General features: G+C 64.7%; 27 protein-coding genes. 13 read left to right on the top strand and 14 right to left on the bottom strand.

Features of this window, described 5'->3' with window-relative positions; translation table 11 throughout:
• The first annotated feature begins 86 nt into the window (after window positions 1-86).
• From QUG03_RS11595 to QUG03_RS11570, 6 genes are all read left to right on the top strand, one after another.
• Window positions 87-257 carry a hypothetical protein gene (locus QUG03_RS11595; RefSeq protein WP_500820044.1) on the top strand — a complete coding sequence of 57 codons (171 nt, stop codon included), beginning with the start codon at window positions 87-89 and terminating at the stop codon, window positions 255-257.
• A gap of 96 nt (window positions 258-353) precedes the next feature.
• On the top strand, window positions 354-1,310 hold the full coding sequence (locus tag QUG03_RS11590) for a hypothetical protein (RefSeq protein ID WP_500820043.1): 957 nt from the start codon (window positions 354-356) through the stop codon (window positions 1,308-1,310).
• A gap of 410 nt (window positions 1,311-1,720) precedes the next feature.
• Complete coding sequence (locus tag QUG03_RS11585) at window positions 1,721-2,389, top strand: endonuclease/exonuclease/phosphatase family protein (RefSeq protein ID WP_235087645.1); 669 nt, start codon at window positions 1,721-1,723, stop codon at window positions 2,387-2,389.
• Between the two features lie 114 nt (window positions 2,390-2,503).
• Window positions 2,504-3,061 (top strand): hypothetical protein, encoded by a 558-nt coding sequence (locus tag QUG03_RS11580; RefSeq protein ID WP_048409977.1) that lies wholly within the window; start codon window positions 2,504-2,506, stop codon window positions 3,059-3,061.
• 214 nt (window positions 3,062-3,275) lie between these two features.
• Window positions 3,276-5,282 (top strand): type VI secretion system Vgr family protein, encoded by a 2,007-nt coding sequence (locus QUG03_RS11575; RefSeq protein ID WP_500820042.1) that lies wholly within the window; start codon window positions 3,276-3,278, stop codon window positions 5,280-5,282.
• Window positions 5,283-5,286: 4 nt separating this feature from the next.
• Window positions 5,287-5,814: a toxin-antitoxin system YwqK family antitoxin gene (locus tag QUG03_RS11570; protein ID WP_500820041.1), complete on the top strand. Its 528-nt coding sequence runs from the start codon at window positions 5,287-5,289 to the stop codon at window positions 5,812-5,814.
• Window positions 5,815-6,029: 215 nt separating this feature from the next.
• Here QUG03_RS11570 and QUG03_RS11565 read toward each other — a convergent pair whose 3' ends face one another.
• Entirely contained in the window at window positions 6,030-6,383 is a 354-nt protein-coding gene (locus tag QUG03_RS11565; RefSeq protein ID WP_500820040.1) for a VOC family protein, read from the bottom strand.
• A gap of 276 nt (window positions 6,384-6,659) precedes the next feature.
• Window positions 6,660-7,301 carry a S24 family peptidase gene (locus tag QUG03_RS11560; protein ID WP_235087642.1) on the bottom strand — a complete coding sequence of 214 codons (642 nt, stop codon included), beginning with the start codon at window positions 7,299-7,301 and terminating at the stop codon, window positions 6,660-6,662.
• 377 nt (window positions 7,302-7,678) lie between these two features.
• Here QUG03_RS11560 and QUG03_RS11555 point away from each other — a divergent pair, with 377 nt between their 5' ends.
• Window positions 7,679-8,020 carry a hypothetical protein gene (locus QUG03_RS11555; protein WP_500820039.1) on the top strand — a complete coding sequence of 114 codons (342 nt, stop codon included), beginning with the start codon at window positions 7,679-7,681 and terminating at the stop codon, window positions 8,018-8,020.
• A gap of 143 nt (window positions 8,021-8,163) precedes the next feature.
• Here the strand turns inward: QUG03_RS11555 and QUG03_RS11550 are convergent, their stop codons facing one another.
• Both QUG03_RS11550 and QUG03_RS11545 read right to left on the bottom strand, forming a co-directional pair.
• The gene (locus tag QUG03_RS11550; protein ID WP_253314509.1) at window positions 8,164-9,126 is read right to left on the bottom strand and encodes a LysR family transcriptional regulator; all 963 of its coding nucleotides are present in this window, start codon (window positions 9,124-9,126) and stop codon (window positions 8,164-8,166) included.
• Between the two features lie 60 nt (window positions 9,127-9,186).
• Window positions 9,187-10,275 (bottom strand): agmatine deiminase family protein, encoded by a 1,089-nt coding sequence (locus QUG03_RS11545; protein WP_500820038.1) that lies wholly within the window; start codon window positions 10,273-10,275, stop codon window positions 9,187-9,189.
• A gap of 182 nt (window positions 10,276-10,457) precedes the next feature.
• On the opposite strand from QUG03_RS11545, the gene QUG03_RS11540 reads away from it, so the two are divergent.
• Window positions 10,458-11,282 carry a substrate-binding periplasmic protein gene (locus QUG03_RS11540; protein ID WP_500820037.1) on the top strand — a complete coding sequence of 275 codons (825 nt, stop codon included), beginning with the start codon at window positions 10,458-10,460 and terminating at the stop codon, window positions 11,280-11,282.
• A 225-nt stretch (window positions 11,283-11,507) separates the two neighbouring features.
• Here QUG03_RS11540 and QUG03_RS11535 read toward each other — a convergent pair whose 3' ends face one another.
• Complete coding sequence (locus tag QUG03_RS11535) at window positions 11,508-12,017, bottom strand: PraA/PraB family alkane oxidation protein activator (protein ID WP_227104121.1); 510 nt, start codon at window positions 12,015-12,017, stop codon at window positions 11,508-11,510.
• 630 nt (window positions 12,018-12,647) lie between these two features.
• Between QUG03_RS11535 and QUG03_RS11530 the strand changes: the two genes are divergently transcribed.
• A complete protein-coding gene (locus QUG03_RS11530) occupies window positions 12,648-14,441 on the top strand; it encodes a patatin-like phospholipase family protein (protein ID WP_227104122.1) in 1,794 nt (597 codons plus the stop codon).
• A 6-nt stretch (window positions 14,442-14,447) separates the two neighbouring features.
• On the opposite strand, the gene QUG03_RS11525 is transcribed toward QUG03_RS11530, so the two are convergent.
• The 5 genes from QUG03_RS11525 to QUG03_RS11505 all read right to left on the bottom strand — a co-directional run bounded on the left by QUG03_RS11525 (window position 14,448) and on the right by QUG03_RS11505 (window position 19,762).
• Window positions 14,448-14,840 (bottom strand): DUF4280 domain-containing protein, encoded by a 393-nt coding sequence (locus tag QUG03_RS11525; protein ID WP_081545670.1) that lies wholly within the window; start codon window positions 14,838-14,840, stop codon window positions 14,448-14,450.
• Window positions 14,841-14,900: 60 nt separating this feature from the next.
• Window positions 14,901-16,598: a putative 2-aminoethylphosphonate ABC transporter permease subunit gene (locus QUG03_RS11520; RefSeq protein WP_107799813.1), complete on the bottom strand. Its 1,698-nt coding sequence runs from the start codon at window positions 16,596-16,598 to the stop codon at window positions 14,901-14,903.
• Window positions 16,592-17,692: a putative 2-aminoethylphosphonate ABC transporter ATP-binding protein gene (locus QUG03_RS11515; RefSeq protein WP_227104124.1), complete on the bottom strand. Its 1,101-nt coding sequence runs from the start codon at window positions 17,690-17,692 to the stop codon at window positions 16,592-16,594. The genes QUG03_RS11520 and QUG03_RS11515 overlap by 7 nt, the downstream gene beginning before the upstream one ends.
• A gap of 211 nt (window positions 17,693-17,903) precedes the next feature.
• Window positions 17,904-18,926, bottom strand: coding sequence for a putative 2-aminoethylphosphonate ABC transporter substrate-binding protein (locus QUG03_RS11510; protein WP_227104125.1), 1,023 nt, complete (start codon window positions 18,924-18,926; stop codon window positions 17,904-17,906).
• 155 nt (window positions 18,927-19,081) lie between these two features.
• The gene (locus tag QUG03_RS11505) at window positions 19,082-19,762 is read right to left on the bottom strand and encodes a DAPG hydrolase family protein (RefSeq protein WP_107799816.1); all 681 of its coding nucleotides are present in this window, start codon (window positions 19,760-19,762) and stop codon (window positions 19,082-19,084) included.
• A gap of 96 nt (window positions 19,763-19,858) precedes the next feature.
• On the opposite strand from QUG03_RS11505, the gene QUG03_RS11500 reads away from it, so the two are divergent.
• Together QUG03_RS11500 and QUG03_RS11495 are read left to right on the top strand one after the other, a co-directional pair.
• Window positions 19,859-20,506, top strand: a complete 648-nt coding sequence (locus tag QUG03_RS11500; protein WP_253314513.1) for a TetR/AcrR family transcriptional regulator — start codon at window positions 19,859-19,861, stop codon at window positions 20,504-20,506.
• A gap of 76 nt (window positions 20,507-20,582) precedes the next feature.
• The gene (locus QUG03_RS11495) at window positions 20,583-22,205 is read left to right on the top strand and encodes a sensor domain-containing diguanylate cyclase (RefSeq protein WP_500820036.1); all 1,623 of its coding nucleotides are present in this window, start codon (window positions 20,583-20,585) and stop codon (window positions 22,203-22,205) included.
• Window positions 22,206-22,267: 62 nt separating this feature from the next.
• Here QUG03_RS11495 and QUG03_RS11490 read toward each other — a convergent pair whose 3' ends face one another.
• The 4 genes from QUG03_RS11490 to phnF all read right to left on the bottom strand — a co-directional run bounded on the left by QUG03_RS11490 (window position 22,268) and on the right by phnF (window position 24,869).
• Window positions 22,268-22,597: a hypothetical protein gene (locus tag QUG03_RS11490; RefSeq protein WP_107799819.1), complete on the bottom strand. Its 330-nt coding sequence runs from the start codon at window positions 22,595-22,597 to the stop codon at window positions 22,268-22,270.
• A gap of 298 nt (window positions 22,598-22,895) precedes the next feature.
• Window positions 22,896-23,465: a phosphonate metabolism protein/1,5-bisphosphokinase (PRPP-forming) PhnN gene (gene phnN / locus QUG03_RS11485; RefSeq protein ID WP_500820035.1), complete on the bottom strand. Its 570-nt coding sequence runs from the start codon at window positions 23,463-23,465 to the stop codon at window positions 22,896-22,898.
• Window positions 23,455-24,147, bottom strand: coding sequence for a DUF1045 domain-containing protein (locus QUG03_RS11480; protein ID WP_500820034.1), 693 nt, complete (start codon window positions 24,145-24,147; stop codon window positions 23,455-23,457). The genes phnN and QUG03_RS11480 overlap by 11 nt, the downstream gene beginning before the upstream one ends.
• Window positions 24,147-24,869, bottom strand: coding sequence for a phosphonate metabolism transcriptional regulator PhnF (gene phnF / locus QUG03_RS11475; RefSeq protein WP_500820033.1), 723 nt, complete (start codon window positions 24,867-24,869; stop codon window positions 24,147-24,149). Before phnF ends, QUG03_RS11480 begins: the two co-directional genes overlap by 1 nt.
• A gap of 168 nt (window positions 24,870-25,037) precedes the next feature.
• Here phnF and phnG point away from each other — a divergent pair, with 168 nt between their 5' ends.
• Window positions 25,038-25,478: a phosphonate C-P lyase system protein PhnG gene (phnG, locus tag QUG03_RS11470; RefSeq protein ID WP_107799823.1), complete on the top strand. Its 441-nt coding sequence runs from the start codon at window positions 25,038-25,040 to the stop codon at window positions 25,476-25,478.
• Window position 25,479: 1 nt separating this feature from the next.
• Window positions 25,480-26,061 (top strand): phosphonate C-P lyase system protein PhnH, encoded by a 582-nt coding sequence (gene phnH / locus QUG03_RS11465; RefSeq protein WP_488905855.1) that lies wholly within the window; start codon window positions 25,480-25,482, stop codon window positions 26,059-26,061.

Raw genomic sequence — 26,061 nt, 5'->3', positions numbered from 1 at the left:
CAACGTTTACCATTCACCATCCAAAAGCGACATAACCTTGGGCTTTCCTATTCACGCATAAAATAAACGCAATCCACTAAACCACCATGCTCCGCCCCTCCGACAAAACCACCCCGCTCTCGCTCAGCGCCTCCGTGCTGAAAGAGCTCTACCCGGACAGCCTGTCCGGCGACGAGGCGCTGAACGCACTGGGTAGTTTCACCTTGGCCGGCTTCAGTTACAGCATGCTGACGCTAAACAAAGCTCTTCCACCCTAGTTAGCAAGATGGCAGAACAAATTTAGAACCGATGTGATGGTTTAAGCAGCACCCAGCTGAGTATTAGCTCATTGGAAGCAAACACAGGGAGGCCGCATGATTACTGTTATGACCCTCAGTGGTGGCTCGGGCACCATGTTTTGCAGTTGCAAGAATGGGGACTGCCAAGACCACAGCCTCATTTCCATTACCACTCAAAACCATGAGGTCTATCAGTTTCAATACTCCGCCGGCCATCAAACAATGCATCTCAGAACCGCCAAGGATAAGATCACCCAGTTTTGGGCCAACACCAAAGCCGCGCACATCCGGGTCCGGCATGTGATTTACATCCCCAGCAAGAATGAAGTGGCGCACATTCTAAGAAGCAAGCCGCCGGAAATCGGCATCCCGCCAACCAGCGCCATCAGCAGGCCGCCGCCAGCCCATCAGAGCATGGGTTCGGTAGTGGAGATGAAGCCGCCCACCATGACCATGCGTCGCGGCGATGATGTCTTGATTGACATTGGCGGCAGCCATGGCGATGAAAAGACCTTCTCGCATAAGCCGCTATTAAAAAAAACGCCAACGGCGCTGGGCTTGGATCAAGACAGAATGATCCAATTCATGACGGAGAATAATGGAAAAAACCTGGGCAACTGCGCGGAGGTGGTGGCGGCGGTGCTTGAGGCCGGCATCACCGACGCTCGGGATAGGCCGCTGACCACCGGCTACACGCTGCCCTTATGCGCTTGCATCTGCTGCTGCCATTCGCCTACCTCGGTGAGCAAACTGGCCTTTAACATCCAGAAAAACACCCTGGCGCAACTCAGCGAACAAGGCCTGCTGAGCACGGACTTGCTGGGCTACGCCCCCAATAAAATCTCCCAAGCCGGGAAAAGTCAACGTGACGAATTCGACTTATTCGATATCGACTTTGACTCGCTGTCTTACTACCAGAAAGATGACAATTGCTGTACCTCCCTGATTAAAATCATCTGGGACACTTTATCCATGTGCACCTTCAGCACCTACTCCAGAGCGCATGGCGGGGGCCAAGACAAGCAGCACTAACACCGCAGCATTAATTTGGAAGCTGTTTACCATCTGCTACGCGGTCAAGATCAAAGCGACTTGGCTTGCCAGCCGCACTGGAAACCGCGTATTCGATGCTCCCCAGGTCCCTTCAAGCCTGCCGTCGGGTGGCAGGCCCGAGGTCTTAAGCGGCTGCTTGTTCGAGCACCGCGACGTTAGCGCGGGGCGAGTTCAGCCGCGCCTCGGGCCTGACGGGGCCCGACGGGAAGCCGTAGGCCAGGCTTGCAGGGCGGCCTTTGGGGTGAAGGGGAATTTGGCCGAGCAAATTCCCCTTCCTGCCCGCCGGGCAGCCCCGGCAATGCAAACCATCATCCGCATAGCGGATTCAATGTATTGGGCAATACCTGAAAAGATCGTGAACAGACGTTTAGAGCCGTCAAGGAGCAACGATGCGCGTAGCCAGCTTCAATCTGGAAAAGAACGGCGAATCCTCGCCGCTGGATAAAAAGGCGCAGGTCGAGACCTTCATCCACCAATGCTGCTCCAACGACAGCTGGGACGTTGACGTGGTGTTTCTGTGCGAAGTGCACTCCGCCAGGCTGGACGACTATTACGATTATTTACGCGGCGTGTATCAAAACTATGATGTCCACGCCTTTGCCGGCGGCCACTCCAACGGCTACATCGTGATAACCAGAAAAGGGCCGCATCTCGAAGTTGTCAGCCAGGGGCACTTGAAAGGCCTGAACCGGGACTTGATCGCGGTCGTGGCCCAAGGCGTCAACGGCTACACCGGCCTCTTGTTTCTGGCTCACTTCAAATCCGGCCAGGGCGGGCTGACCAAGAGCCAGCTGCGGGACTGCACCAGCCTGGACGGACACTGGGTGGCCACCGGCGATCTGAACCTGGACTACACCCGAGTAGAGGAACTGGACACCCCCGGCGTGGCCTATGAATGCTGGCAAGGACAGGCCACCCACGCCAAAGGCGGCATCCTGGATTGGGTGCTGGCCTCGGTCGACGTCAAAGTCGCGCCTTTCGACATCAGCGGCTGGGCGGACGCGTTCGACATGAGCGGCCCGGACCATCGCCCCATCGTCTTCGACGTCCTCAGCTGAACGCCGCTGCCGCGAGATCCCATGCCCCGCCATCAGCCTGACTGATTATTCGACAAAGCAATACTAAGCCCACCTTTTAGGAGCATAGCGATGAGTCTAAGGTTGAGATTTGAATTGCTGAAGAGCCTGGTGAATGTCACATCGATAGAAGGCGACGGCAAGTTTCCCGGCAATGCCAACAGCAGCTGCACCGGTCAGGTGCTGACCTGGTTTCGCGCCTTGAGCGGCAACTTGAAAAGCGGCACCGGGCTCAGCGAATCGCTATTAAGCCCGCAACAACAGGCCACCCAATTGCATTTTGAACAGCTGAATAACGGCAACACCAGAATACTGGCGTCGATAGCGGAGAAAACCGTCAATATGCGCGGGCAAAACTCCGCGGAAAACATCAAAGACAAAACCCCATGGTCAGGCAAATACAAGCTCTACATCATCGCCAGCTCCAAAGGCAGCGGCCATGCGTTGGGCGTCTACTTTCCCTGGACGGGCAGAGTCCAGTTTTACGATCCCAACCTGCTAGTGTGCGAGATGAAGAAAGACGACGACATTTACCCTTTATTATCGCAATGGGTCAGGATGTACGACGGGCTGGACGCGCCGGACTCGATATGGGGGCACGAAGACCTGTACGTCATTCCCGAATCCAAATTAAAAACCACCTATATCGTATGACGCGGCAATCGCAAGCATCGATGCGCGCCAGCCCCCGAGCCGGGGCCAGAGGGAAAGTGCACATGAAACACCGCACCCCATTCACCGCCTCAAGCCGGCCTGGCCAGCGGCAAGCCGCCCTATTGGCCGTCTTGCCGCCAGAGACGCCCAGGCAGGAGCAGAGTCAATCCCGCCGCGCCGCTCATGCTCTATTTCCCAATATTTGAGAACCGTCATGCCCCGCCCCTCCGATAAAACCACCCCGCTCTCGCTCAGCGCCCCCGCGCTGAAAGAGTTGTACCCGGACAGCCTGTCCGGCGACGAGGCGCTGAACGCGCTGGGCAGCTTCACCCTGGCCGGCTTCAGCGACAGCGCGCTGACGCTGGACAAGGCGGTGGCCTCCCACCTGACGCTGAGCCTGCGCCGCGACGACAAGACCCGGCCGCTAGACGGCCTGTGCTCGGCGATACGCCAGCTGCCGGGCGACGCCACCGCGGACCGCTACAGCGTGACGCTGCGGCCCTGGCTGTGGTGGCTGAGCCTGGCCGGCAACAACCGCATCTTCCAGAACCAGAGCGTGCCGGACATCGTAAAAGCGGTATTCGCCGGCCACGGCTTCAGCGACTACCAGCTGAAGCTGGATGCGACTTATCCCAAGCGCGAGTACTGCGTGCAGTTTGGCGAGAGCAATCTCAATTTTGTGATGCGGCTGCTGGAAGACGCCGGCATCTTCTGGTTCTTCACCCACGCCGACGGCAAGCACACCCTGGTGCTGGCGGACGGCAACAGCCATTTCCCGGACTGCCCCAATAACGCCAAAATCCCCTACCTGGGCCAGGACCTGGGCGGGCGCGAGCTGGAAGGCGTGCGCAGCGCCGGCATCAGCCGCCAGGCGGTGGCCGGCGGCTACCGCGCCGGCGATTACGAATTCACCACCGCCAGCGCCTCGCTGTACGCGCAGGCGCTGGCCAAGTCCGATCTGCCCAATCTCTACCAATACCCGGGCGGCTACGCCAAGAAGGCGGACGGCGACGCGCTGGCCAAGCAGCGCAGCGACGGTCTGCGCGCCGAGGAAGTGGAACTGGTGGGCGACAGCGACTGCCGCTGGCTGATCCCCGGCCACTGCTTCACCCTGAGCGGCCACCCGGACCCGGCCTGCAATATCGCCTGGGTAATCACCCGCGTCAGCCACGAAGCCGGCCAGCAGCATTACCGCAACCGCTTCGCCGCCATCCCCAAGGCCACCCCCTACCGCCCGCCGCGGCTCACACCCAAGCCGGTGATGCACCCGCAGGTGGCCAAGGTGGTGGGCAAGGCCGGCGAGGAGATCTGGACCGATAAATACGGCCGCGTCAAAGTGCAATTCCCCTGGGACCGCGACGGCAAGGACGACGAATCCAGCTCCTGCTGGCTGCGGGTGATGCAGCCGTGGAGCGGCAAGGGCTTTGGCATGCAGTTCATCCCGCGCATCGGCCAGGAGGTGATTGTCAGCTTCATCGACGGCGACCCGGACAAGCCGCTGGTCAGCGGCTGCGTCTACAACGGCGACAACGCGCTGCCCTACGAACTGCCGGCCAAGCAGGCGCAGTCCGGCCTCAAGACCAACTCGACAAAAGGCGGCGGCGGCTTCAACGAACTGCGCTTCGACGACAGCAAGGACAAGGAAGAAGTGTTCTTCCAGGCGCAGAAGGACTACACGGTGAAAGTGCTCAACGACGCGGCCGCCGACGTGGGCCACGACGAAACCCTGGTGGTGAAGAACGAGCGCAAGCGCAGCGTCACCGAGGGCAACGACAGCCTCAGCGTGGACAAGGGCAACCGCACCGTGGAAGTGAAAACCGGCAATGAAACCCTCAACGTCAAGGGCAAGCGCACGGTCAAGGTGGAGGGCGACCAGAGCCACAGCACCGGCGGCAATCACGAACACAAGGTCAGCGGCAACTACACGCTGACCGTGGACGGCAACCTCACCATAAAGGTCAGCGGCACCCTCACCCTGCAAAGCGGCGGCGCCTTCAGCGCCAAGAGCGACGCCGCCTACACCGCCCAGGCCGGCACCAGCCTGACCAACAAGGCCGGCACCGGGCTCACCAACCAGGCGGGCACCGAGCTGACCAATAAAGCCGGCACCACCCTGACCAACGACGCCGGGGTGTCGCTGACCAACAAGGCCAGCGCCAGCCAGACCGTGGACGGCGGCGGCATGCTCACCCTCAAGGGCGGGCTGATCCAGCAGAACTGACGCGATGGCGGAACCGATAGACCTCCAGCAAGACCAGCAGCGCTTCGTCGGCCAGCTGGCCGACGGCAAGCTGCAAGGCCCGGCGCGCATCGACCAGGCCGGCGCGCCGCTGGCGCGCTTCCACTACCAGGACGGCCAGTTGCACGGCCCGGCCACCCTGCTGCACCCCGGCGGCCAGCCCTCGGCCCAGCTGCATTACCAGCGCGGCCAGCTGCACGGCGCCGCGCAGTACTGGTCGCCGGAGGGCGCGCTGCAACGCCAGGCCCATTACCGCCACGGCCTGCCGCACGGCGAAACCCGCACCCTGTTTCCCAACGGCCAAGCGGCGGAGCTGGCGGTCTACCGCAACGGCCTCAAGCACGGCCTGCAACAGCGCTACCACCCCAACGGCGCGCTGGCGGAACGGCAGAACTTCATCGAGGGCAAACCGCTGGGGCCGCCGGAACGCTTCGCCGACGACGGCCGGCCGCTAAACGCGGACGGCAAGCCGATGGCGCGCTGGCGCTGGTGGTGGAGAAAGATGATGGGGTGAGCGCGGGGCCTAAGAACCTGTTTACGATCTGCTGCGCGTCGGCGGGATGGATAGAAATGGGCGTTGAAACCAAGCTCAAAATGCTCATGTACCACGTGTACATTCCGCTTTTTCGCTCGTTTTCGCCTTGTCTCGCTCTTGCTCGCGAAATCGTAAACACGTTCTAAGAGCGGCTAATATTGTCAGTTTCACGTCTTTCGACAATCAGGACGGCTCTACATTTCTTGAACGAACATCACCGTGTTTCCGGCTGGATCGCTGACTTGCGCAAGCTTTATGAATCCTAGGTCCTGTGTTTCGCTGGCGGCAATACCAGCGTCTTGACAAACGACCCTCTGTGCTTCGATATCGTGGACACCGCATACCACAGATGATTTACCCGCAAGGCTAGGGTCAGGAGCCAGCGAAACTTGAATCCAAGCATTTTCCGCCAGTTGCCATTCGGCGACGCCCTCATAAGGGGTCACATCTGGCTTGCGCCCAAGCCATTTGGCGTACCATTCAATGGCTCCGTCGAAATCATTCACGTGAAGAACGGAAACTACACTCGTAAAGTTGTTATTCGACATTTCCTTATTCTCCTTATCAAATTAAAACATCCGTTTTTGAACTGGCAGGCTCATATTACGAATTGCAGTGCGTGAAGTGCTGCGTAGATACACAGGAAAACGCGCTCCGGGTCCCTTCAAGCCTGCCGACGGGTGACAGGCTCGAGGTGTTAGCGAGGCAGAAACTTCGCTACGCTCGGTCTTGGGCAGCCCCGGCAATCAAGACCGTCATCCGCGCAGCGGATTCAAGGCTTTGAACAAGACTTCCCGTCAGCAAAGACCATGAACAGGCGAGCGCTACACCTGCCGCCCCAGCCACACCACCCGTCCCAACACCGAGAAATCCGCCGGCGGCGCGGCCAGGTCCACCTCGAACGGCGGATAAGCCTCATTGGCGCTGGACAAGCCCAGCTTGCCGCCCGGCAGCCTCTGCGCCCGGCGCACCACCACCTCGCCGTTCAGCTCCAACGCGTACAAGCCGCTGCCCGGCTGCGTCTCCGCCCGGTTGACCAGGGCCAGATCGCCGTCGTTCAACACCCCGGCCATCGCGTCGCCGGCCACCGCCACCACCGCCAGCTGCTCGGCCGGCAGCTTGAGCCGGGACGCCAGCCAGCCCTGCGCCAGCGGCAAGGCCGCGCCGGCGCCGTAACACGGCACCTCCACATGCGCGCCCTGCGGCGCATAGCGCTCCGCCGTCTCGCCGGTCCGCGGACCGGCCTCGCCCGGCAAGGCCTCGCCCTCGCCGAACAGCAGCCAATCCGCCCGCACGCCGGTCAAACGCGAAAACTTGGCCACCAGCACGGCGGACGGCTGGCGCGCGCCGCCTTCGTAGTTTTGCAGCGACACCAGCGAGATGCCCAGTTTCTGCGCGGTGACGTCGCGCGCTTCTTTCAGCACCGTATCGCGGATAAACCTCAGTCGTTTGCCAAGAGATTCCACTGCCCACCCCCTCAGATTCAACAACGGACCCAGCTGATAGACGGAAAAACAACATTCGCGGTCCATGCAATGCATTGACTTTATTGAATATCTTTATTTTTCCGCATGACGGACCACGCTCGCATTTGCAATAAACCTCAATCGTGGTCAGATGTTTCCATGCCGATGACAAGAAGCGGCCGACGCCGTCAAGGCTGAGCCGGCCCAGGCCCGGCGGCCATCCGCCAGGCCGCGCTTGCGTCAAGGCCAAACCAGGCGCCGACACGATTCGTGCATTCTAAGCCCGCCCTCTGGAAAGCGCGAATCCGGCCGGTCCAGCCCCGGCCGGCGCGCCGGCGGCAAGCCGGCCGCGCCGCTGGCCCCCTTTAGGAGCAGCCATGCCGATACGCACCCTCCTCACCCGATTCGCCAAGCCGCCGCCGGCCAAGCCGCTCGCCCGCCTGATCAAGACCGTGCAGCAATTGCACGCGCAGCGCGCCGACAACCCCGCCCTCGCCGCCATCGATCTAGAGCTCGCCTATCTGTCCCGCTGCTGCGAGCATTACGACGACATCGCGGACGAGCTGCGCCAGTGCTGCGAGGCGCTGAGCGCGCTGCTGCTGATGCTGCGCCACACCGAGAACGCGCAACTGCGCGGCAAGGCGCTGTGGGCTTTGCTGGAGCCGCTGCAGCAACGTTTGCAGCTGGCGGCGGCCAAGCTGGAGGCGGTGACCTCCTGAGCGGCGGCGTGACCGTCGCGCCAGCCAGCGCGAGACTAGCGCTTGCGGCCGAGACGGCGGCCTGCGCAAGCGGCGCCCATGCGTTTTAGAAGCCGTGCTCGCCGCGCCGCGTTTCACGAATAGCGGCAGACTGCGAACAGGTCCTAAAGCGGCGCCGACTCGCCGCCGCCCTCTGCCCGCAGCCAATCGAACAGATTCGCCATCGCCTCGCTGCGCAGCGCGTCGCGCGGCCGGGACAACCACCATTGCGCGCCGGGCCGGCGCGGGTAGCCGGCCAGCTCGCGCAGCCTGCCCTCGGCCAGCGCCTCCTCCAAGGCCGGCGACGGCAGACAGGCGATGCCGTGGCCGCGCAGGGCCGCGTCCAGCGCCAGCTGCGGCGCGTCGTAAACGGCGGCGACGCCGAAACGCGGCGACAAGGCCCGCACCGCGGCCTCCGCCTCCTCCGGCATGCGCGTCTTTTCCAGGCAGATCAAACGCGCCAACTGCGGATGGCGCTCGGCCGGCAACGCCGCCAGCTGTTCCGCCAAGGCCGGCGCGGCGACGAAACGCCAGTCCTCGCGCAGCCAGGCCGCGTCCTCCCAGCCGGCCGTCGCCATCGGCTGCCGGCCGATGACGATGTCCACGTCGATCTCATCGGCCTGGCCCGGCTCCTCGTCTATGGACAACAAGGGCACGATGTCGGGATGGGCGGCGCGCAGCCGGTCCAAGCGTCCCTGCAGCCAGCCGTGCAGTAAAAAAGCCGGCCCCACCAGCACCACCAGGCCCGGGTCCGTGTAGACCGCGATGCGGTCCAGCCCGCGCCGCAGCGTGTCCAGCGCGCGCCGCACGCTTTGTTGCAGCATTTCGCCGGCAAAGGTCAGTTCGATGCCGCGGCCCACTCGCTGGAACAAAGGCTGGCCGACAAAGGCCTCCAGCTGTTGAATCTGATGACTGACCGCGGACTGCGACAGATGCAGCGCCTCGGCGGCGCGGGAAACGCTGCCCAGGCGCGCGGCGGCTTCGAAGCCGGTCAGCAGCCGCAGCGAGGGCAGGCGGCCAAGCGCGCCCGTCGCCGGGTCTTCCCGCTCGGCCGCCTGCGGCCCGCCGCTGTTATCGCCTCTCTCCATCCGAATATGTCCTCCTGATTTCCGGTCGGCGCGGACGCGCAGCGGGCTGTGAACGCATGCTCAAGCCGGTTGCTGCTGGGTCGCGCAATGAATGCCCCCGCCGCCTGCGGCGATGCCGTCGATGTTCAACTGCACCACCTCGCGTTGCGGGAAGAGCTCGCGCAAGGCCGCGCCCGCGTTGCGGTCCGCCTTGGCGTCGCCGAACTCCGGCGCGATCACCGCCCCGTTGCAGACGTAGAAATTGATATAGCCGGCCGCCATCTCGTGGCCCTCGTACTCCGGCCTCACCCGCTCCGGCCCCGGCAAGACCACCACCTCCAACTTGCGGCCGCGCGCGTCCCGCGCCTGGCGCAGCAGGCTCAGATGACGGCGCGTCACCTGGTAATCGTAAGACTGCGGATCCGTCTCCAGGCCGGCCACCACCACGCCGGGGCGGGCGAAACGGGCGTAAAAATCGGTATGGCCGTCGGTGATGTCGCGGCCGGCGATGCCGGGCAGCCAGATCACCTTGTCCACGCCCAGCAGCCGGCGCAGTTCGCGCTCGCACTGCGCCTTGCTCAGGCCCGGGTTGCGATTGGGGTTGAGCACGCAACTTTCGGTGATGATGGCGGTGCCCTCGCCGTCCACCTCGATGCCGCCGCCCTCCAGCACCAGCGAGGTCCGCACGACCGGCGCGCCGCTCTTGGCCGCCACCGCGGCCGCCACCTTGGCGTCCCTACGGTGCGCCTGCTTGCCGCCCCAGCCGTTGAAGTTGAAATCCACCGCCGCCGCCCCGCCCTTGCCCTTGACGAAGATCGGGCCGCTGTCGCGTATCCACAGATCGTCCAGCGGCTGCTCCACCAGTTCCACCTTGGGGCCGCACAGCTTGGCCGCCAACGCCATGTCCTCGGCGCGCGTCAGCATGCGCACCGGCTCGTGGGCGGCGATGGCCTGGGCCACTCGCGCCAGATCCCGCCGCACCACCGGCAGCAAACTCGTGCCCCACACCTCCAGGCTGGGACCGAAGGCCATCCAGGTGGCGGCGTGGCCCTCGCCCTCGTCCGGCATGCGGTAGCCGGCCGCGCTCGGCTCCGCGCTCCAAGCGCGGGCGGCCATCATGCCGCCCGCCGTCAACAGGCTTGCGCCCAGGAATTGTCGTCTAGTGCTCATCGCCGTGTCTCCAAGGCCGGTTTCCAGCCACATGGCCGTGCTTGGCATTGTGCAAGCGGACATGCATTTGAAAAAGCGATGAATTTTGCGGAAACCTATCTATTTCTATCATGTATTTGTCGCCGCCGCGCGCCGGCGGGAAGAATGACATAAGCTGAAGACGGAATACAGGAGGGGCCGGCATGCGTCTCGCGCTTTGCATCATCATCGCCGTCATCGCGGCCCAGGCCCGCCTGGCCCTGGCGCAGGATCCGGAACTGGTGATGGGCTACCGCACCAATGAACGGCGTCCCTATATCGACGACGACAACGACGAAGGCATCTATAAAACCCTGTACAGCCGCGCCTGCCAAAAAATCGGCTGCACGCTGAAAGTGGTGCGCCTGCCAAAGAAGCGCGTGCTGCAAGCGCTGGCGCAGGGCGAGGTGGACTTCTATCCCGGCTACACCTACAACGCGGAGCGCGAGCCCATCGCCCTGTTCCTGCCCAACGGCCTGCGCGAGCGCCATGTCGTCATTACCCGCGCCAGCCACCCCGCGGTACGCGGCTACGCCGATCTGGACAATAGCGTGGAACTACGCAGCCTGGGCAACCCGGACCTGATTCCCCTGCCGTGGCAAGCGCGCATCAAGGTGCTGCAAGTGCCGGAAATGGATGTGGAGCGCGCCTTTCGCCTGATCAGCGCCGGCAAGGCGGATTTCTACATCTACGACGAACTGACGCTGCGCTTCTACTGGGAGCGGCTGCGGCCGGCCGGACTGACGCTGCACCCGTCGCTGGAGCCCTGGCAAGCCATGCATATGGGCTTTTCCAAACACTCCCGCTTTTACCGCGCGCAGCCCAATCCGGATTACCGCGCCGACCAGCCCTTAAACCCGGACAACTACCCGCTGCGGCTGGACCCGGCCTCGCTGGCCGGCAGACTGACGGCCGCCTTGCAGGCGATGAAGCAATCCGGCGAAACCGAACGCATCGTCGAACACTTTCTCCAGACGCCGGCCCGGTAAATGGAAAGCCACCGGCTCCCACCCCCATAAACAAAACCCCTGACGCCGCCGTACGGCGCGTCAGGGGTCCCTGCGGCAGACTTTAAGAATCTGTTTACGATCTCGCGAGCAAGGGCAAGACAAGACGGAAACGAGTGAGAAAGCGGAATGTACAGGTGGTACATGAGCATTTCAAAACCATTTTCAACGCCGTATCGCCGACGCGCAGCAGATCGTAAACAGGTTCTAAGGCGTGACCCGCATATAGGGCGTGGTACTCAACGTCGCGCTGATGGAGCAACCGCCGGACAGCTGGGCCGCGTCCAGGCCGATCACGGTTTCGCTGCCGTTGTCGGCAACGCTGCCGACTATCTTGGTGGGCCCGCACAGGCCGCCGGCGATCGGCGATTTCACGTTCACCGCCACATTGTCCAAGGTCAGCTGGGTGGCGGTGTCCACATGGCCGGTCCACGGCGAGGCGAGCGAGGCGGAGGGCTTGATCACCTTGCACAGCGCGCCGCCGCTGAACGAGGCGCTGGTGATGGCCACATTGCCGTAGCCGTCCACGGTGCCGCTGAACACCGCCTTGCAGTCCAGATCGATGCCGAACTTGCCCACCTTGGCCGGCCCCACCGCGGAAAACGGCATAGGCGCGCCGCCGGGACCGGGCGGAGTGATGGTGACGGCGAAGGCGGAAGCGGCGGCCAGGCTGAGTGCCAGAGCGGCGCCATGAGAAAACAGTGCGAATCCTTGCATGAATGCCCTTTCAATATCGGCGTTGAAAACAACAGGCATTTTTCGTCAAACAAAAAATGACAAATTGATATTTATCAAATTCGCCATTGCCACATTACGGACAACTGACATTTAGGCTGATAAAAAATGCCTGCACACCTAAAGGCTTCCTTTATTTGCTACTGATTCTTAAAATCATCTCGCTCACCCGTCAATTAAAAGCCAGCGCTTTCCATTGGATAAATCAACCACAAAACTGTACTACAGCAAATATTCTTAGTAATCGCACGTAGTCATTTAAACTTGATCTAATTAGAACAATGTGACTATACCCAATAAGCCAAGCCGCCTCACGGTGCTGGCTCGGCAATCATCTCTTCTGTTAAAACACTCACCATGCGTCAAAAAAGTGCTTAGAATTTTCATCAAAACCATTTTTGAATTTTATAAATATCGAAACAATACACTATGAAATACCAAAAGATGGGAACGGCTCTTATTAAAAAACACCATGGCGATGCTATTTAACTTGTCATGTTTTGATTTTTACAGTCCCTTGTATTTTCCACCAGCCATAAGTCAGCCCGCACCGAAGCCCCCTTCACACCGTTCTATGGCAACGGAGCGCGCGTGTTTCTTTGGGAGAACACCATGAGCGACTCGATTTTCGTATCCAACGAACAGTATGAAGAAACCATGTCCATGCCGGCCGATAAAACCCGGTCACAAGTGGACTTAAAGCAGAACAACGTGTTTGAAATCGGCCTCTGTCTGGCCGGTGCGGTGTCGGCGGGCGCGTATACCGCCGGCGTGCTTGATTTTTTGCTGGAGGCGCTGGAGGCGTGGCAGCAGGCTAAAGCGGACCCTGCGCAAAACCCTCCCTCCCACAGCGTCAAACTCAGCGTGATGGCCGGCGCTTCCGCCGGCAGCGTCGTGGCCGCGCTGTTGGCCTGCTCCTTGCACAAGAATTTCGCTCACGGCCCTCGCTCCGACAACCCGCTGTACCACAATTGGGTGGAAGCCGTGGACATCCTGAATCTGCTCGGCACTCAGGACTTGCAAGACCAAAACTCCGGCTTTCCTTCTTTACTGGATTGCAGCCGACTGGATCAATTGGCCGAGGAGGCACGGTCTCAAACCACACTCGGTGCGCCGTATCGGCGCGATCATGTAGCCGACACCCTGCGACTGGCGTTTTGCCAAGCCAATCTGTCCGGCGTGCCTTACGACTTGGCCATGTCCAGTGACTCCGACGCGCCAGGAGCCCATGGCCTGGATATGACAGCGCACGCCGATCACATCCTGTTTGCGCTGAACACTCGGCCGGACAGCGCGCAGACGCCTCTGCAACCCGATGAATATCCGCTTTCCACGAACACGCCAGACCAGAACTGGCGCAAAATGCTGCAACACGCGCTAGGTTCCAGCGCCTTTCCTGGCGGCCTGCGCCACCGCTTGCTGGAACGACACGCCAGCGACTATTTATATCGCTTCATCCCTCACAATGGACGCTTGATTCGGCTGCGGCCTTCCTGCCAACTGACGGGCAATTACTCCTATCTATGCGTCGATGGCGGAACCATGAACAACGAACCGGTGGCGCTGACACATCAGTTGCTCTGCGGCCCGCTGGGGCATCTAGAAACCTCGGATGGCATCGCCACCCGCGCCATGATAATGATCGATCCCTTCCCGGAGAGCGCCGCCTATCACGCGCCGGAGAAAACCGACGATTTGTTCTCCGCCTTGCCCAAACTGCTGACGGCCTGGAAAGATCAGTGTCGCACCGACAGCGCTGAAAGCATGCTCGCCGATGATGACCATGTTTACAGCCGCTTCCTGATTTCGCCTAACCGGGGAGCAGCCTGGCAGCAGCAAGACCCCAAACTGCCACACCTCGCCTCCTCCAGCCTCGGCGCCTTCGGCGGCTTTCTGCACCAAGCTTATCGCCATCACGACTTCATGCTGGGCCGCCGCAATTGCCAGCAGTTTCTGAAGCAGCATTTCACCCTGCCGGCCGGCCACCCCTTGTTCCGCTCGGGTGAACAGCAGCAAGCCAGGGCGCAGCAAGGTCAAGGGCAGGAAGAATGGCGAATCCTTCCTTTGCTGGGATCCGTCGGTGAAGAGCTGCCGGCACCTCAGCCGGAGTGGCCGGTCGACGCGCTGGATCAAGCCCGGCTGGGGCAGATTCGCGATGGCGTCAAAACCAGGTTCAAGGCCCTGCTCCAAGCGGACAAGCTGCCCCTCTCCAATGCGCCCCGCTGGCTTTCATCTTTGCTGCCCATCCCGCGAGCGCTGTTTGGCTGGTTGGTCTACGACAAAGTAATGGATACCATCATCGCGGCTCAACACACAGCCGGCTTGCTTAGTCCAAATCAGTCAGCGCCAACCCGGCAGGCCGCTTCGCCGGTCCAGCCTTTAGGCCGAGCCACTCCGACCGCTTAAACCTGCTCAGGGAATCATCACCGTGAACTGACCGGGCGCGTTGATCTTGATCACCCCGCCCCAGTTGCACATCAGCATGCTGTTGCTGTCCAGCGCCGGCATATTGCCTATCAGCACCGTGGGCGCGCCCGGCGTCCACGGCGCGGCGGTGACCGGGATGCAGGGCATGGGCGTCAGCACGCCCATGGCGGCGGCGGTGGCGGCCGCCACCATCGGGTTGGCCGGGCTTTGGCACATGCCGAAGGGCATGACGTTGAGCATGGGCACGTTGTCCATGATGTTGGCGGCCGGCACGCCGCCGGCCATCACCCGGTTGGCGGGCAACACCACCAGGCTGCTGGGGGCGACGCCGAAGCTGCATTGCAGCATCGCGCCCATGCACACTTGCGGACATCCCATGCGCGTCTCCTCACTCCGGCGGGCCAAGACATGACATCGTCACGCCAAAGCAAACCGCAGTCAAGCGCGGCCGCGCCAGCCCTGCCCGCGCCGGCACAAGAGCCGTTCCAGCCCCAGCAGCAAGAGCGAAACCGCGGCCGAACTCAAGGCGATCAGCGTGGCCATCGCCGCCGCCGCCGCGGTGTCGCCGGCGTCGTCCATGGTGACGATGGCCACCGCGGCCAGGCTGTTGTCCGGACTGGCGATGAAGATCAGCGCCGACAGCGTGGTCATCGCGGACACGAAGAGATAGCGCATCACATCCAACAGCGCCGGCAGGCACACCGGCAAGCTCACCCGCCGCAGCGTCACCCAGAACGGCACTTTGAGCGAGGCGGCCACCGCTTCGAACTCCCCGTCCAGCTGCTTGAGCGCGGTGCTCATGGTCAGGTGGCCGGTGGTGTAGAAGTGGGCGATGGTGCAGGCGGCCATCAGCGTCATGCCGCCGTAAAGCGCATGCAGCGGATTGTCCGGATGGTTGAAGAAGAACACATAGCCCAGACCCAGCACCAAGCCGGGCACCGCCATCGGCAGCATGGCGAAGAAGCGCAGCAGCGCGCGGCCCAGCGGCGCGGCCGGCAGCTTCTCGCAGGCGTAAGCGCCGGCGAACACCAGCAGGCTGCCCGCGCCGGCGGTGAGGCAGGCCAGCTTCAGGCTGTTGAAATAGGCGCTCCAGCCGCCGCCGTCCACGCTGTCGAACTGATAATGCGCCAGCGTCAGGCTCAAGTCGTAAGGCCAGTATTTGATGAAGGAGGCGGCGACGCCGACGCCCAGCAAGGCCAGCAGCGGCAGCGAGATCGCCGCCAGCAACAGCCAGGCGGCCAGGTCGCGGCCCGGCGACGGCCCCGGCGAAAACGGCACCGCGCGCGCGCCGAGCGCCGCCTGCTGGCGACGCGCCATCCGCCGCTCGATGAAGAAGGAAAACACCGCCGGCAACAGCAGCATCAGGCCCACCACCGCGCCGCGCGGGAAGTTCTGCTGCCCCACCACCTGCTTGAAGGCTTCCACCGCCAGCACGTTGTAGTCCCCGCCCACGATCTTGGGCACGCCGAAGTCGGTGATCACCAGGGTGAACACCACCAGGCCCGCCGAGACCAGACCGTAGCGCGCGCCCGGCAGGGTGATGGTGAGAAAGCGACGCAAGGCGCCGGCGCCCAGCGCGCGGCCGGCCTCGTACAAACGCGCGTCCGACGCCGACAGCGCGGTCAGCAGGATCAGCAGCGCATGCGGAAAGGTATAGAAGGCTTCGCCCAAAACCATGCCCCAAAAGCCGTAGACGCTGCCGCCGGCCAGCCAGGATTTGAGCAGGCCCTGGTTGCCGAACAAATACACCAGAGAGATGGCCGGCATCAAGGACGGCGCCAACAGCGGCGACAAGGCGATCTGACGAAACACGCCGCGGCCCCAGACGCGGCTGCGGCTCAAGCCCCAGGCAAAGGCGAAGGCCAGCGGCAGCACCAGGGCGGTGACGGTCAGCGCCAGCCACAGGCTGTGGCGGGCGGCGCGCATCAGGCCCGGGCTGTCCAGCACCTGGACGAAGTTGGCCAGGCCGACGAAGCCCCCGTCCATGTCCAATACCGATTTGCCGAAGATGAACAGCAGCGGCAGGCCCAGCGCCAAGGCCAGCAAGGCCGTCAGCGTCCATACCAACGCGGCGGCGACGCGGCGCTCGCCGTCGGCCGGCGCCGCGCGCCGGCCTGGCAAGGCGCGGCTCAGCATGCGCCCTCTCCGGCATAGGCGCGCAGCAGCGCGGCCGGCAATTCCACCGGCACCACCTCGCCCGGCGTCAGCGGCTGGCGTTGCAGCATGGACGGGCAGATTTCAGCGTGCAGCAGTTGGCCGGGCATGCCTTCCGGCTGCAGGCGCAGCCGGGTCATCGCGCCGCCGAAGCTGATGTCGGCCACCCTCGCCAGCAAGGTGTTGGGCGCGCCGTCCCAGCGCGCCTTGACGATGATGTCTTCCGGCCGCAGGAACAGGGTCAGCGCCTCGGCCTGCGGCAAGGGCGCGTCCAGCCGCAGCAGGCAGTTGCCGACGGCGGCGCCGTGGGCGTCCCGCCGCCGCGCCGGCAGCCAGTTGGCGGCGCCGACGAATTCGGCGACGAAGCGGCTGGCCGGCCGGCGGTAGATTTCGGCCGGCGTGCCGATCTGCTCGATGCGGCCGGCGTTCATCACCACCACCCGGTCGGCGATGGCCAGCGCCTCGGCCTGATCGTGGGTCACCATCAGCGTGGTGACGCCCAGCCGTTTTTGCAGGCCCTTGAGTTCGTCGCGCAGCTTGTCGCGCACCCGCGCGTCCAGCGCGGACAGCGGTTCGTCCAGCAGCAGCAGGCCGGGCGAGGTGGCCAGCGCCCGCGCCAGCGCCACGCGCTGCTGCTGGCCGCCGGACAACTGGGCCGGGTATTTGTCCTCGGCGCCGGGCAGGCCCGCCAGGTCCAGGAGTTCGCGCACGCGGCGGGCGTGGCGCGCGCCGCCGCCGCGCGGCTTGAGGCCGTAGGCGATATTGTCGGCGACGCTGAGATTGGGGAATAGCGCGTAGCTCTGGAACACGATGCCGTAGTCGCGGCGCGCCGGCGGCTCGTCGGTAATATCGCGCTCCAGCAAATGGACGCTGCCGGCGTCCGGCCGTTCCAGCCCGGCGATCAGCCGCAGCAAGGTGGTCTTGCCGCAGCCGGACGGGCCCAGCAGGCAGACGAATTCGCCTTTGCGGATGGACAGCGATACGCCGTCCAAAGCGGTAAAGCCGCCAAAACGGCGGCTGAGGCCGCGGACGGACAGGTGTTCGGACAAGCCGTCCAGGCTATCGGCCGGTTTCATGCGCAACTCCAGGGTGTCTTAGAACCTGTTTACGATCTCGCGAGCAAGGGCGAGACAAGGCGTTGCGGCTGAAAAAGCCGAGCGCACACGGTATATGAGCATTTTGAAGACGCACTCACCGTGTAACGCTCCACGACGCGCAGCAGATCGTAAACAGGTTTTTAAAAAGAAACGACGCCGCCCGGCGGGCGGCGCAATGACGGAAGCCGGCTCAGCTCTTGGGTTCGGCCTTGCTTTCGTAGCGGCGCGACCATTCGCGCAGGATGGCCTCGCGCTGCTTGGCGGCCCAGGCGAAGTTGTTCTTGCTCAGACGCTGGGCGTAATCGGCGGGGATGAAGGGATTGGGCTTGGCCACGCCGGGCATGGCCAGCACCGCGTAGTTCTTTTCATACAGGCGCATCGCCGGCAGGCTGACCGAGAAATCCGCCAGCTTCTGCGCAGCGGCCAGCTTCTTGCTGCCCTTGATGATGGCGGTGGCTTCCAGATCCCAGCCCAGGCCCTCCTTCGGGTAGATCAGGTCGATGGGCGCGCCCTTCTCCTTGAGCTGAGCGCCGCGGTATTCGAAGGAAATGCCTATCGGATACTCGCCGGCGGCGGCCATCTTGCACGGCTTGGAGCCGGAGTGGACGTACTGGGCCATATTGGCGTGCAGCTTGTCCATATAATCCCAGCCCTTTTTCTCGCCCATCATCTGCAGCCAGGCGGACACGTCCAGATAACCGGTGCCGGAGGACGCCGGATGCGGCATCACAATCTGGCCCTTATAGACCGGCTTGGCGAGGTCGGCCCAGCTCTCCGGCTTGGGCAGGTTTTTCTTGGCGGCTTCCACGGTGTTGAAACAGAGGGCGGCGGCCCACACGTCCATGCCGGTCCACTTGGGCGGCTTAGCCTTGTCGACGAATTCCGGGCTCAGCTTTTCCACGCCCTTGGGCGCGTAAGGCTGCAGCATGCCCTGCTGGTCCAGAATCATCAGGCTGGTGGCGGCCAGGCCCCATACCGCGTCGGCTTGCGGATTGTTTTTCTCGGACAACAGCTTGGCGGTGATGATGCCGGTGGATTCGCGCACGAAACGGATTTCGATGTCCGGGTTGGCCTTCTCGAAAGCCTCTTTGTATTCCTTGACCTGGTCCGCCTCCAGCGCGGTGTACACGGTCAGGGTGGTGGCGGCCTGCGCCAGCGGGGCCGTCAGGCCGGACAGGGCCAGGCCGGCGGCCAGGACAATCAGCTGTTTCATCGACATCGCTCCAATGGGTTTAGACGTATAGACCTCATGGTCCATGCGCCGTCCGTCAATCAGCCGCCACCTTACGACGCGCCGATGACAGCGCGGTGACGGCCGGGTGAAGCTTGTCTTGCGCGGCTGGATGTCCTGCCCGCCGGCGCGGCGGCCTACCAGGCCAGCGGCCCTTTCTCGCCGTTGGCGTGCTCGCCGTAATACAGCGACGGCAAGAACCGCGCCAGGCAGCTGAACTCGTTGTAGCAATGGCGCATCAGCTCCAGGCCCAGGCGTTCCGGCACCGGTTCGCCGCTGCCGTCGGCCGCGCCCAGCAAGAAGCGGCTGCGCAGCACCGCGCCGTGGGCGGTGTCCCGCGTCAGGTGCACCATCTCGCCGTCCAGCGGGTCGCCGTCGGCGCTGAGCCGCGGTTCGTTGCCGAAAGCGATGCGCGCGCACACCGCGGCCGAGGCCTCGCCGCGCGCCAGCGCCGCGCTCAAGCGGCCGGCGCCGAAGAAGGTTTCCGGCGGGTGGAACTTCAACACCGCCGCCACCGGCGGAATCTCGCCCAGCGCCTCCACCGCGCGCACGGTGGAGCCGATATAGCCGCGGCCGGCGCGGCGGCGGCCGTCCCAGCCGCGCAGCTCCACATGGTCGTGCGGATGCCACCAGCGGATATGCCGGGTGGAATCGAAGAAGGTGAACCACCAGTCGAACATGCGGCCGGCGCAGCCGGGCATTTCGGTGCGCGCGGCCACCAGCAAGCGGCCGTCGTCCAGACGGCGCACGCCGGTTTCCAGCATCAGCGGGCCGGGCTGCAACAGCTCATCGTAAGATGTTTCATAGTGAGAATTCACAGTACACTCCTTGGCTTGAAGATCAGCGCGGCGCGACGCCGGCGCTGGTTAATTAAGAAACGCATTGCGTTTCCATATTGAGGAAACCTTACCCCGATGTCAAGCCAGGATCAGGCCTCGCCGCGCGCGCGCGGCCGCCCCGCCGCGCCGGAACACGCTTTGAAGCAACAGGTGCTGGACGCCGCCACCGAACTCTTGCTGAGCCAGGGCTACCAGGCCGCCACCATGGCGGCGGTGGCGCAGCGGGCCGGGGTGGCCAAGAAAACGGTGTACCGCTTCGCCGACAACAGCGAGCAGTTGCTGGGCGCGGTCATCCACGGCTGGACCGACGCCTTCGTCGCGCCGATGAGCGAGCCGCTGACGGAGGCCGCCGCGCTGCCGCAGGCCTTGGAAGCGCTGCTGAACACCGTGGCGGCCAAGGTGCTCACGCGCGAGGCGGTGGGATTGTTCCGCCTGCTGATAGGAGACTTTCCCGGCCGGGAACAGGCGCTGGCGCAGTACGCCGAGCACGGCGTGCAGCGCTGCGCCGCGCTCTTGGCCGGCTGGCTGGAACGCCAGGCGGAACAGGGCTTGATCCGCTGCCCGCAGCCGGCGCAAACCGCCGAACTGCTGCTGGCGATGACGATAGCGGAGCCGCTGCGCCGGATGGCGCTGGGCCTGACGCCGCCGCTGCCGGAGCACGACCCCGGCGAGCGCATCCGCGCCGCGGTGGCGCTGTGTTGCGCCGGTCTGCTGCCGCGCTGAGCCACCCCGCCGGGCCCGGGCATACAAGGCCCGAAACCTTGACTAAACTGTCTTGAAGACAACCTTATTTGCGACCATGAGCCTGCGCCGCGTCCTTGATAGCATCGTTACCCGCTTGCTGCTGCTGGCGCTGGGCATCGTGGTGGCCGGCGCAGTGGCGCGCTACTACGCGCTCAGCCAGTTTCTGCGCGAGGATTTGAGCAAGGTGGTGCAGAACCAGCAGATGGCGCTGGCCAGCTACGTCGCCCGCGACGTGGACTTCAAGATCCAGCAGCGCCAGGCCCTGCTTCAGCGGCTGGCCGCCAGCCTGCCCCAGGAGCTGCTGCAACGCCCGGCGGAGCTGCAAGCCTGGCTGCGCCTGCATTGCGACTTCCAATGCCCGTTCTCGCAAGGCCTGTACGTGGTGACGCCGGACGGGCGCGCCATCGCCGACTATCCATCCATGCCCGGCCGCGTGGGCCGGGACTATTCCGACCGGGACTATATCCGCGTCGCCCTGTCCAGCCCGCCCAATCTGGACCGCGTCGTCATCGGCCGCCCGCTTATCGGCCGCATCAGCAAAAAACCGGTGCTGCCGATGGCGGCGGCGCTGCCCTGGCGCGACGGCCGCCCGCAAGGCGCGCTGGCTGGCATTACCGCGCTGGCCGCGCCGGGCTTCATGGACTTGCTGCTGGCCTCCCACATCGGCGGGCCCAATAGCGGCTTTTTGCTGATCTCGCCGCAGGACAAGATCTTCGTCGCCTCCTCCCAGCCGGACATGGTGCTCAAACCCACGCCGCCGGCGGGGATCAATCCCTTGCACGACCGGGCGATGACGGGGTTTCGCGGCGTGGGCATCACCGTCAACGCCCAAGGGCGCGAGGAAGTCTCCGCCATCGCCTCGGTGCCCAGCACCGGCTGGTTCGTGGTGGCGCGGCTGCCCAGCAGCGAGGCCTTCGCCACCGTGGGACGGGCGCAAGCCTTTTTGCTGAAAAACGCGGTGATCGCCGTGCTGGTGTTCGCTCTGGCCGCGGGCGCGGGCCTGTATCTGCTGTTCCGCCCGCTGTTCCGCGCCGCCAGCCACGCGGACCGCATGACCCGCGGCGAACTGCCGCTGGAACCGCTGCCGGTCAAGCGCAACGACGAGGTGGGCTATCTGCTGGCCGCCTTCAACCGGCTGCTGAGCAAGCTGGACCAGCATCAGGCGGAACTGGCGCGCATGGCCCATCACGACACCCTGACCGGCTTGCCCAACCGCGCCTTGCTGGCCGACCGCCTGACCATGGCGCTGGCGCGCGCGCAGCGCAATGCAAGCCGGCTGGGCTTGTTGTTTCTGGATCTGGACGGCTTCAAGCAGATCAACGACGGCTACGGCCACAAGGCCGGCGACAAAGTGTTGTGGCAGGCGGCGCAGCGCCTGGGCGGCATCGTGCGCCAGACCGACACCCTGGCGCGCATCGGCGGCGACGAGTTCGTGCTGTTGATCGGCGATCTGGGCGAGGATGCGGAGGAAGCGGCCCGCATCGTGGCGGCCAAATGCATAGAGACGATGCAAACGCCTTTCGACATCGGCGGCGAACAACGCCAGCTGGGCATTTCCGTCGGCATCGCGCTGGGCAACGGCGACAGCAGCGCGGACAGCCTGCTGCAGGCGGCGGATCAGGCGATGTACCGGGCCAAGAAGTCCGGCCGCAGCGGCTGCGAAAGCATCACGCTGTAAAACCCGTTTACGATCCCGCAAGCCGTCCGGCGGCCCTGCCAGGCCGCCGTGACTGCCGCTGTCTATACAATTTCGGGGATGGGCTCGATATAAGCCACCCGCTCGTTATTGTGCAGCACTTCCACCGCCGTGTACTTGGGCGCGCCCGGCGGCAGCACCCTGTCGTAGTGGGCGTGCGCCACCGCCAACACCTGCGGCCACATGCCGGGCTTTTGCACCAGGTGCAAGTCCAGCATCAGGATGGCCGGGTTGATGCCTTGCGGCTCGCGCATGCACAGCAGCGCCTCCACGCCGGGGTTGGCCACCACCACGTCGCCTGCCACATGCAAGCTCTTGGGGTGACCCGGCATCACGTTCAGCCAGGCATGCCAGTTTCTCGATTGCAAAGCCATATCCATTCTCCTGCCAACGGCGGGACGACCATTGCATGCGCACCGCTCAGAACCTGTTTACGATCTGCTGCGCGTCGGCGATACCGCGTTGAAAACCACTTCGAAATGCTCATGTACCACCTGTACATTCCGCTTTCTCAGCCGTTTTCGCCTTGTCTCGCCTTAGCTCGCGAAATCGTAAACACGTTCTCCGGCGTCCCGCCAGCCGGAGACGGCGCGCGGCTCGCCGCCACGCGGCCGGCGAACTGCCCCGGTTATAGCAAGCGGCGGCGGCTTCGCCGGCGCGGTTTTCCAGGCATTAAGGACAGTCCGCCTCCCTGCCCCGCGTCAGCAGCCGCAGCAGCCGCTCGCCGGCCTCGGCCAGTTCGCCGTCGTTTTGCAGCACCGCCGCGTCCGGCGGCGGCGTCAGCGCGGCGGCCTCCTCCAGCCGCAGGACGACGCGCTCGGCCGATTCGCGGCCGCGGCCGGCCAGCCGCGCCGCCAGCGCCGCCGGGCTGGCGACGACCCACACCGGCCGCAGGCCGGGAAAACGCCGCGCCGCCAGCGGCAGCGCCGAGCGGGAGCCGTTGACCACCACGTCCAGCCCCTGTTCCAGCCACAGCGCCACTTCCATGCCCAGGCCATAGGCCAGACCATGCCGCCGCCAGCTCAGGGCGAAACAGCCGCTGCGCTCGCGCTGTTCAAACTCCTCCCGGCTCAAGGCCACGTGGTTCTCGCCGCCGGCGTCGGCCGGCCGGGTGATGTAGCGGTGGGCGAACACCAGCCGGCCGGAGGCCGGCAGCCGCGCCCGCGCATAAGCCAGCAGGCTGTCCTTGCCCGCGCCGGACGGGCCGATCACATACCACAGCGCGCCGGGCTCAGGCTTCATAGCGCGCCACCTGTCCGTCAAAGCCGCAATGCGCGAGGTAGCGGAAAGCCTCGCCCGCCGCCGGCTCGACAAACACCGCCACGCCGTCCACCCGCGCGCGGGAGAAAGCGGCGAAATGCCGGCGCGCCGCCTGTTCCAGTGCCCGCCCCGTCGCGCTGTCCAGCCTCAGCCGGCCGCTCAGCGTCAGGTGAAAGCGGTAGTGTTCGAACACATAGGGATAGCCCCAGCGCAAGCTTAGCTGCTCCTGGCGCGGGTCCAGCCCGGCGCGCGTTTTCCGCGGCGATTCGCGATCGGCCAAGGGCTCCAGCTCCACCACGCAGGCGGCGGCCAGCTCGGCCAGCTCCGGCGGCGGCGCCGGCGGCCGCAGCGCCAGAAAATCTGCCAGCCAGGCCACCTCCAGCGCCAGCTCGAAGGGCTGGAAGCGTTGCGCCAAGGCCGCGGTCCGCGCCAGCAGCGCCGCCTCGTCCGCGCCGGCGCGCAAGGCGAACGGCGCTTTCAGCGTGGCGTGCCATCCGTAACGGGCCGGCGCCGCGGTCAGCTCCGCCCAGACTTCGGCGTCCAGGCCCGGCGCGTGCGGCGGCAACACTTGCAGGCCGCTGTGCGCGTCCTGGCCCAGCCAGCCGCTGCCGGCGCGCCAGAAGGCGCTGTCCGGCCGCGGCGCGTAATACAGCGCGTAACGCATCAGGCCTCCTCCATCACCAGTTGCACCAGATCGCCGTTGAAACAGGTGATCCCGTATTGCACCGGCCGCCCCTGCGGGTCCACGTTCAAGGACTTCACATGCAGCACCGGCCGGTTCTTGGGCAGCCCCAGATAGTCCACCGTCTCGCTGTCCGGCAGCCGCGCGCTGACGCGGGTGAAGCGCCGGGTGTAATCGTCTACGCCGAAATGCGCCAGCGCGCGCGTCACCGAGCGCTCGCGCCGGTAAATCTCCGGCAGGCCGGGAAAACGCGCCGCCGGAAAGAACAAGATCGCCCAGTCCACCACCCGCAACTCCACCCGGCTCAGGGTCTTGATGCGCAGCAGCGGCTCGCCCACCGCCACTTGCAGCAAATCGGCCAGTTCGGCGTTGGCCGGCACCGTGTCGCTGGCCAGGACGTCGATGTCCGAGTTCAGGTTCTGACTGGCCATGTTCTGGGAAAAACGGGTGCGCTTGCTGATCGCGTAGTCGATCGCATTGTCCTGGACGAAGGTGCCGCGCCCCTGTTCCACCCGCAACAGGCCGCGCTCCACCAGCGTGGCCACCGCGCGCCGTATGGTGTGGCGGTTGACGCGAAAGCGCTGGGCCAGTTGCAGCTCGGTGGCCAATTGCTCGCCGGCGCGGATCGCGCCGCTGGCGATCTCCTCCGCCAGGCTGTTTTCTATCTGCCGCCAGACGGCGACCCCGGAACCGCGTTCAATCATCGTTCACGCCCTCTCGTTCCCATGGCGGCCAAGGTCTAGCCCCGCCACCCAATCGTCACAAAACCTTCATCGCCGCATGCTGTTTGCGCCTTATCGCCGGCCATTATCATGGATACGTCTATACGTTTATATGAATTTTTGTTGAAACCGCACAGGGGAATACCCAATATGGAAACCTCGACCCGACAAGACTGGCTCAGCGTGCTGGCCCACACCCCGCCGCCGCGGCTGCGCCGGCTGCTGGGCCCGCAATTACCGCCGGCGCCGCAAGTGGAATGGCTGCGCCGCGCCGAAACCGGCCTTGTCATGCTGCAGGGCCGCGCCGGCGGCGGCGGCGCCCGCTTCAATCTGGGCGAAGCCAGCGTCAGCCGCGCCAGTTGCCGGATCAACGGCCGCCTGGGCCACGGCTGGGCGCTGGGCAGCAACGGCGAACACGCCGAATTGATCGCCCAGGCCGACGCGCTGCTGCAAGACCCGGCGCGGCGGGACGGTTTGCTCGCGCAATGGATAACGCCCTTGCGCGCCGAACGCGCCGCGCGCCGCGAACAGGCGGCGCGCGAAGCCGCCGCCAGCAAGGTGGAATTCTTCACCCTGGTCAGGGGGGAATGAGATGAATGAAATGCGCGCCGCCTTCTCCGACCCGGTTCACGACAGTCAGCGCTGCTTCCGCGCCGCGCTGGCCGCGCTGGCCGAACCCTTGCTGCCGCAAACGCTGCCGGCGCTGCCGGCCGAGCTGCCCGGCCTGATGCCGGCCACCGCCGCCCTGCTCTATGCCCTGTTGGACCAGGACGTCAGCGTCTGGCTGCCGCCGCTGCCGGCGGACACCCTGGCCAGCCTGCGCTTTCATACCGGCCTGCGCCTGGCCGCCGCGCCGGAACAGGCCGACTTCGTGGTGCTGCCGCTGGGCGCGCCGCCGCCGCCGCTGGCCGCGCTCAAGGCCGGCGAGCCCGAATACCCGGACCGCTCCGCCACCGTGCTGCTGGAAACCGCCGGCTTCAACGCCGAACAGGTGGAAGCCGACGGCCCGGGCTTCGCCGCGCCGCGCCGTTTCGGCGTGAACGGCGCGCCGGACGATTTCTGGCGGCAATGGCGGGACAATCACGCCCGTTTTCCGCTGGGCGTGGACATTTTTCTGATCTGCGGCGAGCGCGTGGCCGGCCTGCCGCGCAGCACCCGCGTCAAGGAGGGTTGA

The organism is Chromobacterium sp. CCUG 30098 (assembly GCF_059916605.1).
The sequence above is the reverse complement of the archived record's forward strand: the minus strand, read 5'-3'. Positions and strand labels throughout refer to the sequence as shown.

Excerpts from the sequence above, each read along its gene's own strand:
- QUG03_RS11595 (WP_500820044.1), top strand. The coding sequence starts at position 87 with ATGCTCCGCCCCTCCGACAAAACCACCCCGCTCTCGCTCAGCGCCTCC.
- QUG03_RS11590 (WP_500820043.1), top strand. The coding sequence starts at position 354 with ATGATTACTGTTATGACCCTCAGTGGTGGCTCGGGCACCATGTTTTGC.
- QUG03_RS11585 (WP_235087645.1), top strand. The coding sequence starts at position 1,721 with ATGCGCGTAGCCAGCTTCAATCTGGAAAAGAACGGCGAATCCTCGCCG.
- QUG03_RS11575 (WP_500820042.1), top strand. The coding sequence starts at position 3,276 with ATGCCCCGCCCCTCCGATAAAACCACCCCGCTCTCGCTCAGCGCCCCC.
- QUG03_RS11570 (WP_500820041.1), top strand. The coding sequence starts at position 5,287 with ATGGCGGAACCGATAGACCTCCAGCAAGACCAGCAGCGCTTCGTCGGC.
- QUG03_RS11565 (WP_500820040.1), bottom strand. The coding sequence starts at position 6,383 with ATGTCGAATAACAACTTTACGAGTGTAGTTTCCGTTCTTCACGTGAAT.
- QUG03_RS11555 (WP_500820039.1), top strand. The coding sequence starts at position 7,679 with ATGCCGATACGCACCCTCCTCACCCGATTCGCCAAGCCGCCGCCGGCC.
- QUG03_RS11550 (WP_253314509.1), bottom strand. The coding sequence starts at position 9,126 with ATGGAGAGAGGCGATAACAGCGGCGGGCCGCAGGCGGCCGAGCGGGAA.
- QUG03_RS11545 (WP_500820038.1), bottom strand. The coding sequence starts at position 10,275 with ATGAGCACTAGACGACAATTCCTGGGCGCAAGCCTGTTGACGGCGGGC.
- QUG03_RS11540 (WP_500820037.1), top strand. The coding sequence starts at position 10,458 with ATGCGTCTCGCGCTTTGCATCATCATCGCCGTCATCGCGGCCCAGGCC.
- QUG03_RS11535 (WP_227104121.1), bottom strand. The coding sequence starts at position 12,017 with ATGCAAGGATTCGCACTGTTTTCTCATGGCGCCGCTCTGGCACTCAGC.
- QUG03_RS11530 (WP_227104122.1), top strand. The coding sequence starts at position 12,648 with ATGAGCGACTCGATTTTCGTATCCAACGAACAGTATGAAGAAACCATG.
- QUG03_RS11525 (WP_081545670.1), bottom strand. The coding sequence starts at position 14,840 with ATGGGATGTCCGCAAGTGTGCATGGGCGCGATGCTGCAATGCAGCTTC.
- QUG03_RS11520 (WP_107799813.1), bottom strand. The coding sequence starts at position 16,598 with ATGCTGAGCCGCGCCTTGCCAGGCCGGCGCGCGGCGCCGGCCGACGGC.
- QUG03_RS11515 (WP_227104124.1), bottom strand. The coding sequence starts at position 17,692 with ATGAAACCGGCCGATAGCCTGGACGGCTTGTCCGAACACCTGTCCGTC.
- QUG03_RS11510 (WP_227104125.1), bottom strand. The coding sequence starts at position 18,926 with ATGAAACAGCTGATTGTCCTGGCCGCCGGCCTGGCCCTGTCCGGCCTG.
- QUG03_RS11500 (WP_253314513.1), top strand. The coding sequence starts at position 19,859 with ATGTCAAGCCAGGATCAGGCCTCGCCGCGCGCGCGCGGCCGCCCCGCC.
- QUG03_RS11495 (WP_500820036.1), top strand. The coding sequence starts at position 20,583 with ATGAGCCTGCGCCGCGTCCTTGATAGCATCGTTACCCGCTTGCTGCTG.
- QUG03_RS11490 (WP_107799819.1), bottom strand. The coding sequence starts at position 22,597 with ATGGCTTTGCAATCGAGAAACTGGCATGCCTGGCTGAACGTGATGCCG.
- phnN (WP_500820035.1), bottom strand. The coding sequence starts at position 23,465 with ATGAAGCCTGAGCCCGGCGCGCTGTGGTATGTGATCGGCCCGTCCGGC.
- QUG03_RS11480 (WP_500820034.1), bottom strand. The coding sequence starts at position 24,147 with ATGCGTTACGCGCTGTATTACGCGCCGCGGCCGGACAGCGCCTTCTGG.
- phnF (WP_500820033.1), bottom strand. The coding sequence starts at position 24,869 with ATGATTGAACGCGGTTCCGGGGTCGCCGTCTGGCGGCAGATAGAAAAC.
- phnG (WP_107799823.1), top strand. The coding sequence starts at position 25,038 with ATGGAAACCTCGACCCGACAAGACTGGCTCAGCGTGCTGGCCCACACC.
- phnH (WP_488905855.1), top strand. The coding sequence starts at position 25,480 with ATGAATGAAATGCGCGCCGCCTTCTCCGACCCGGTTCACGACAGTCAG.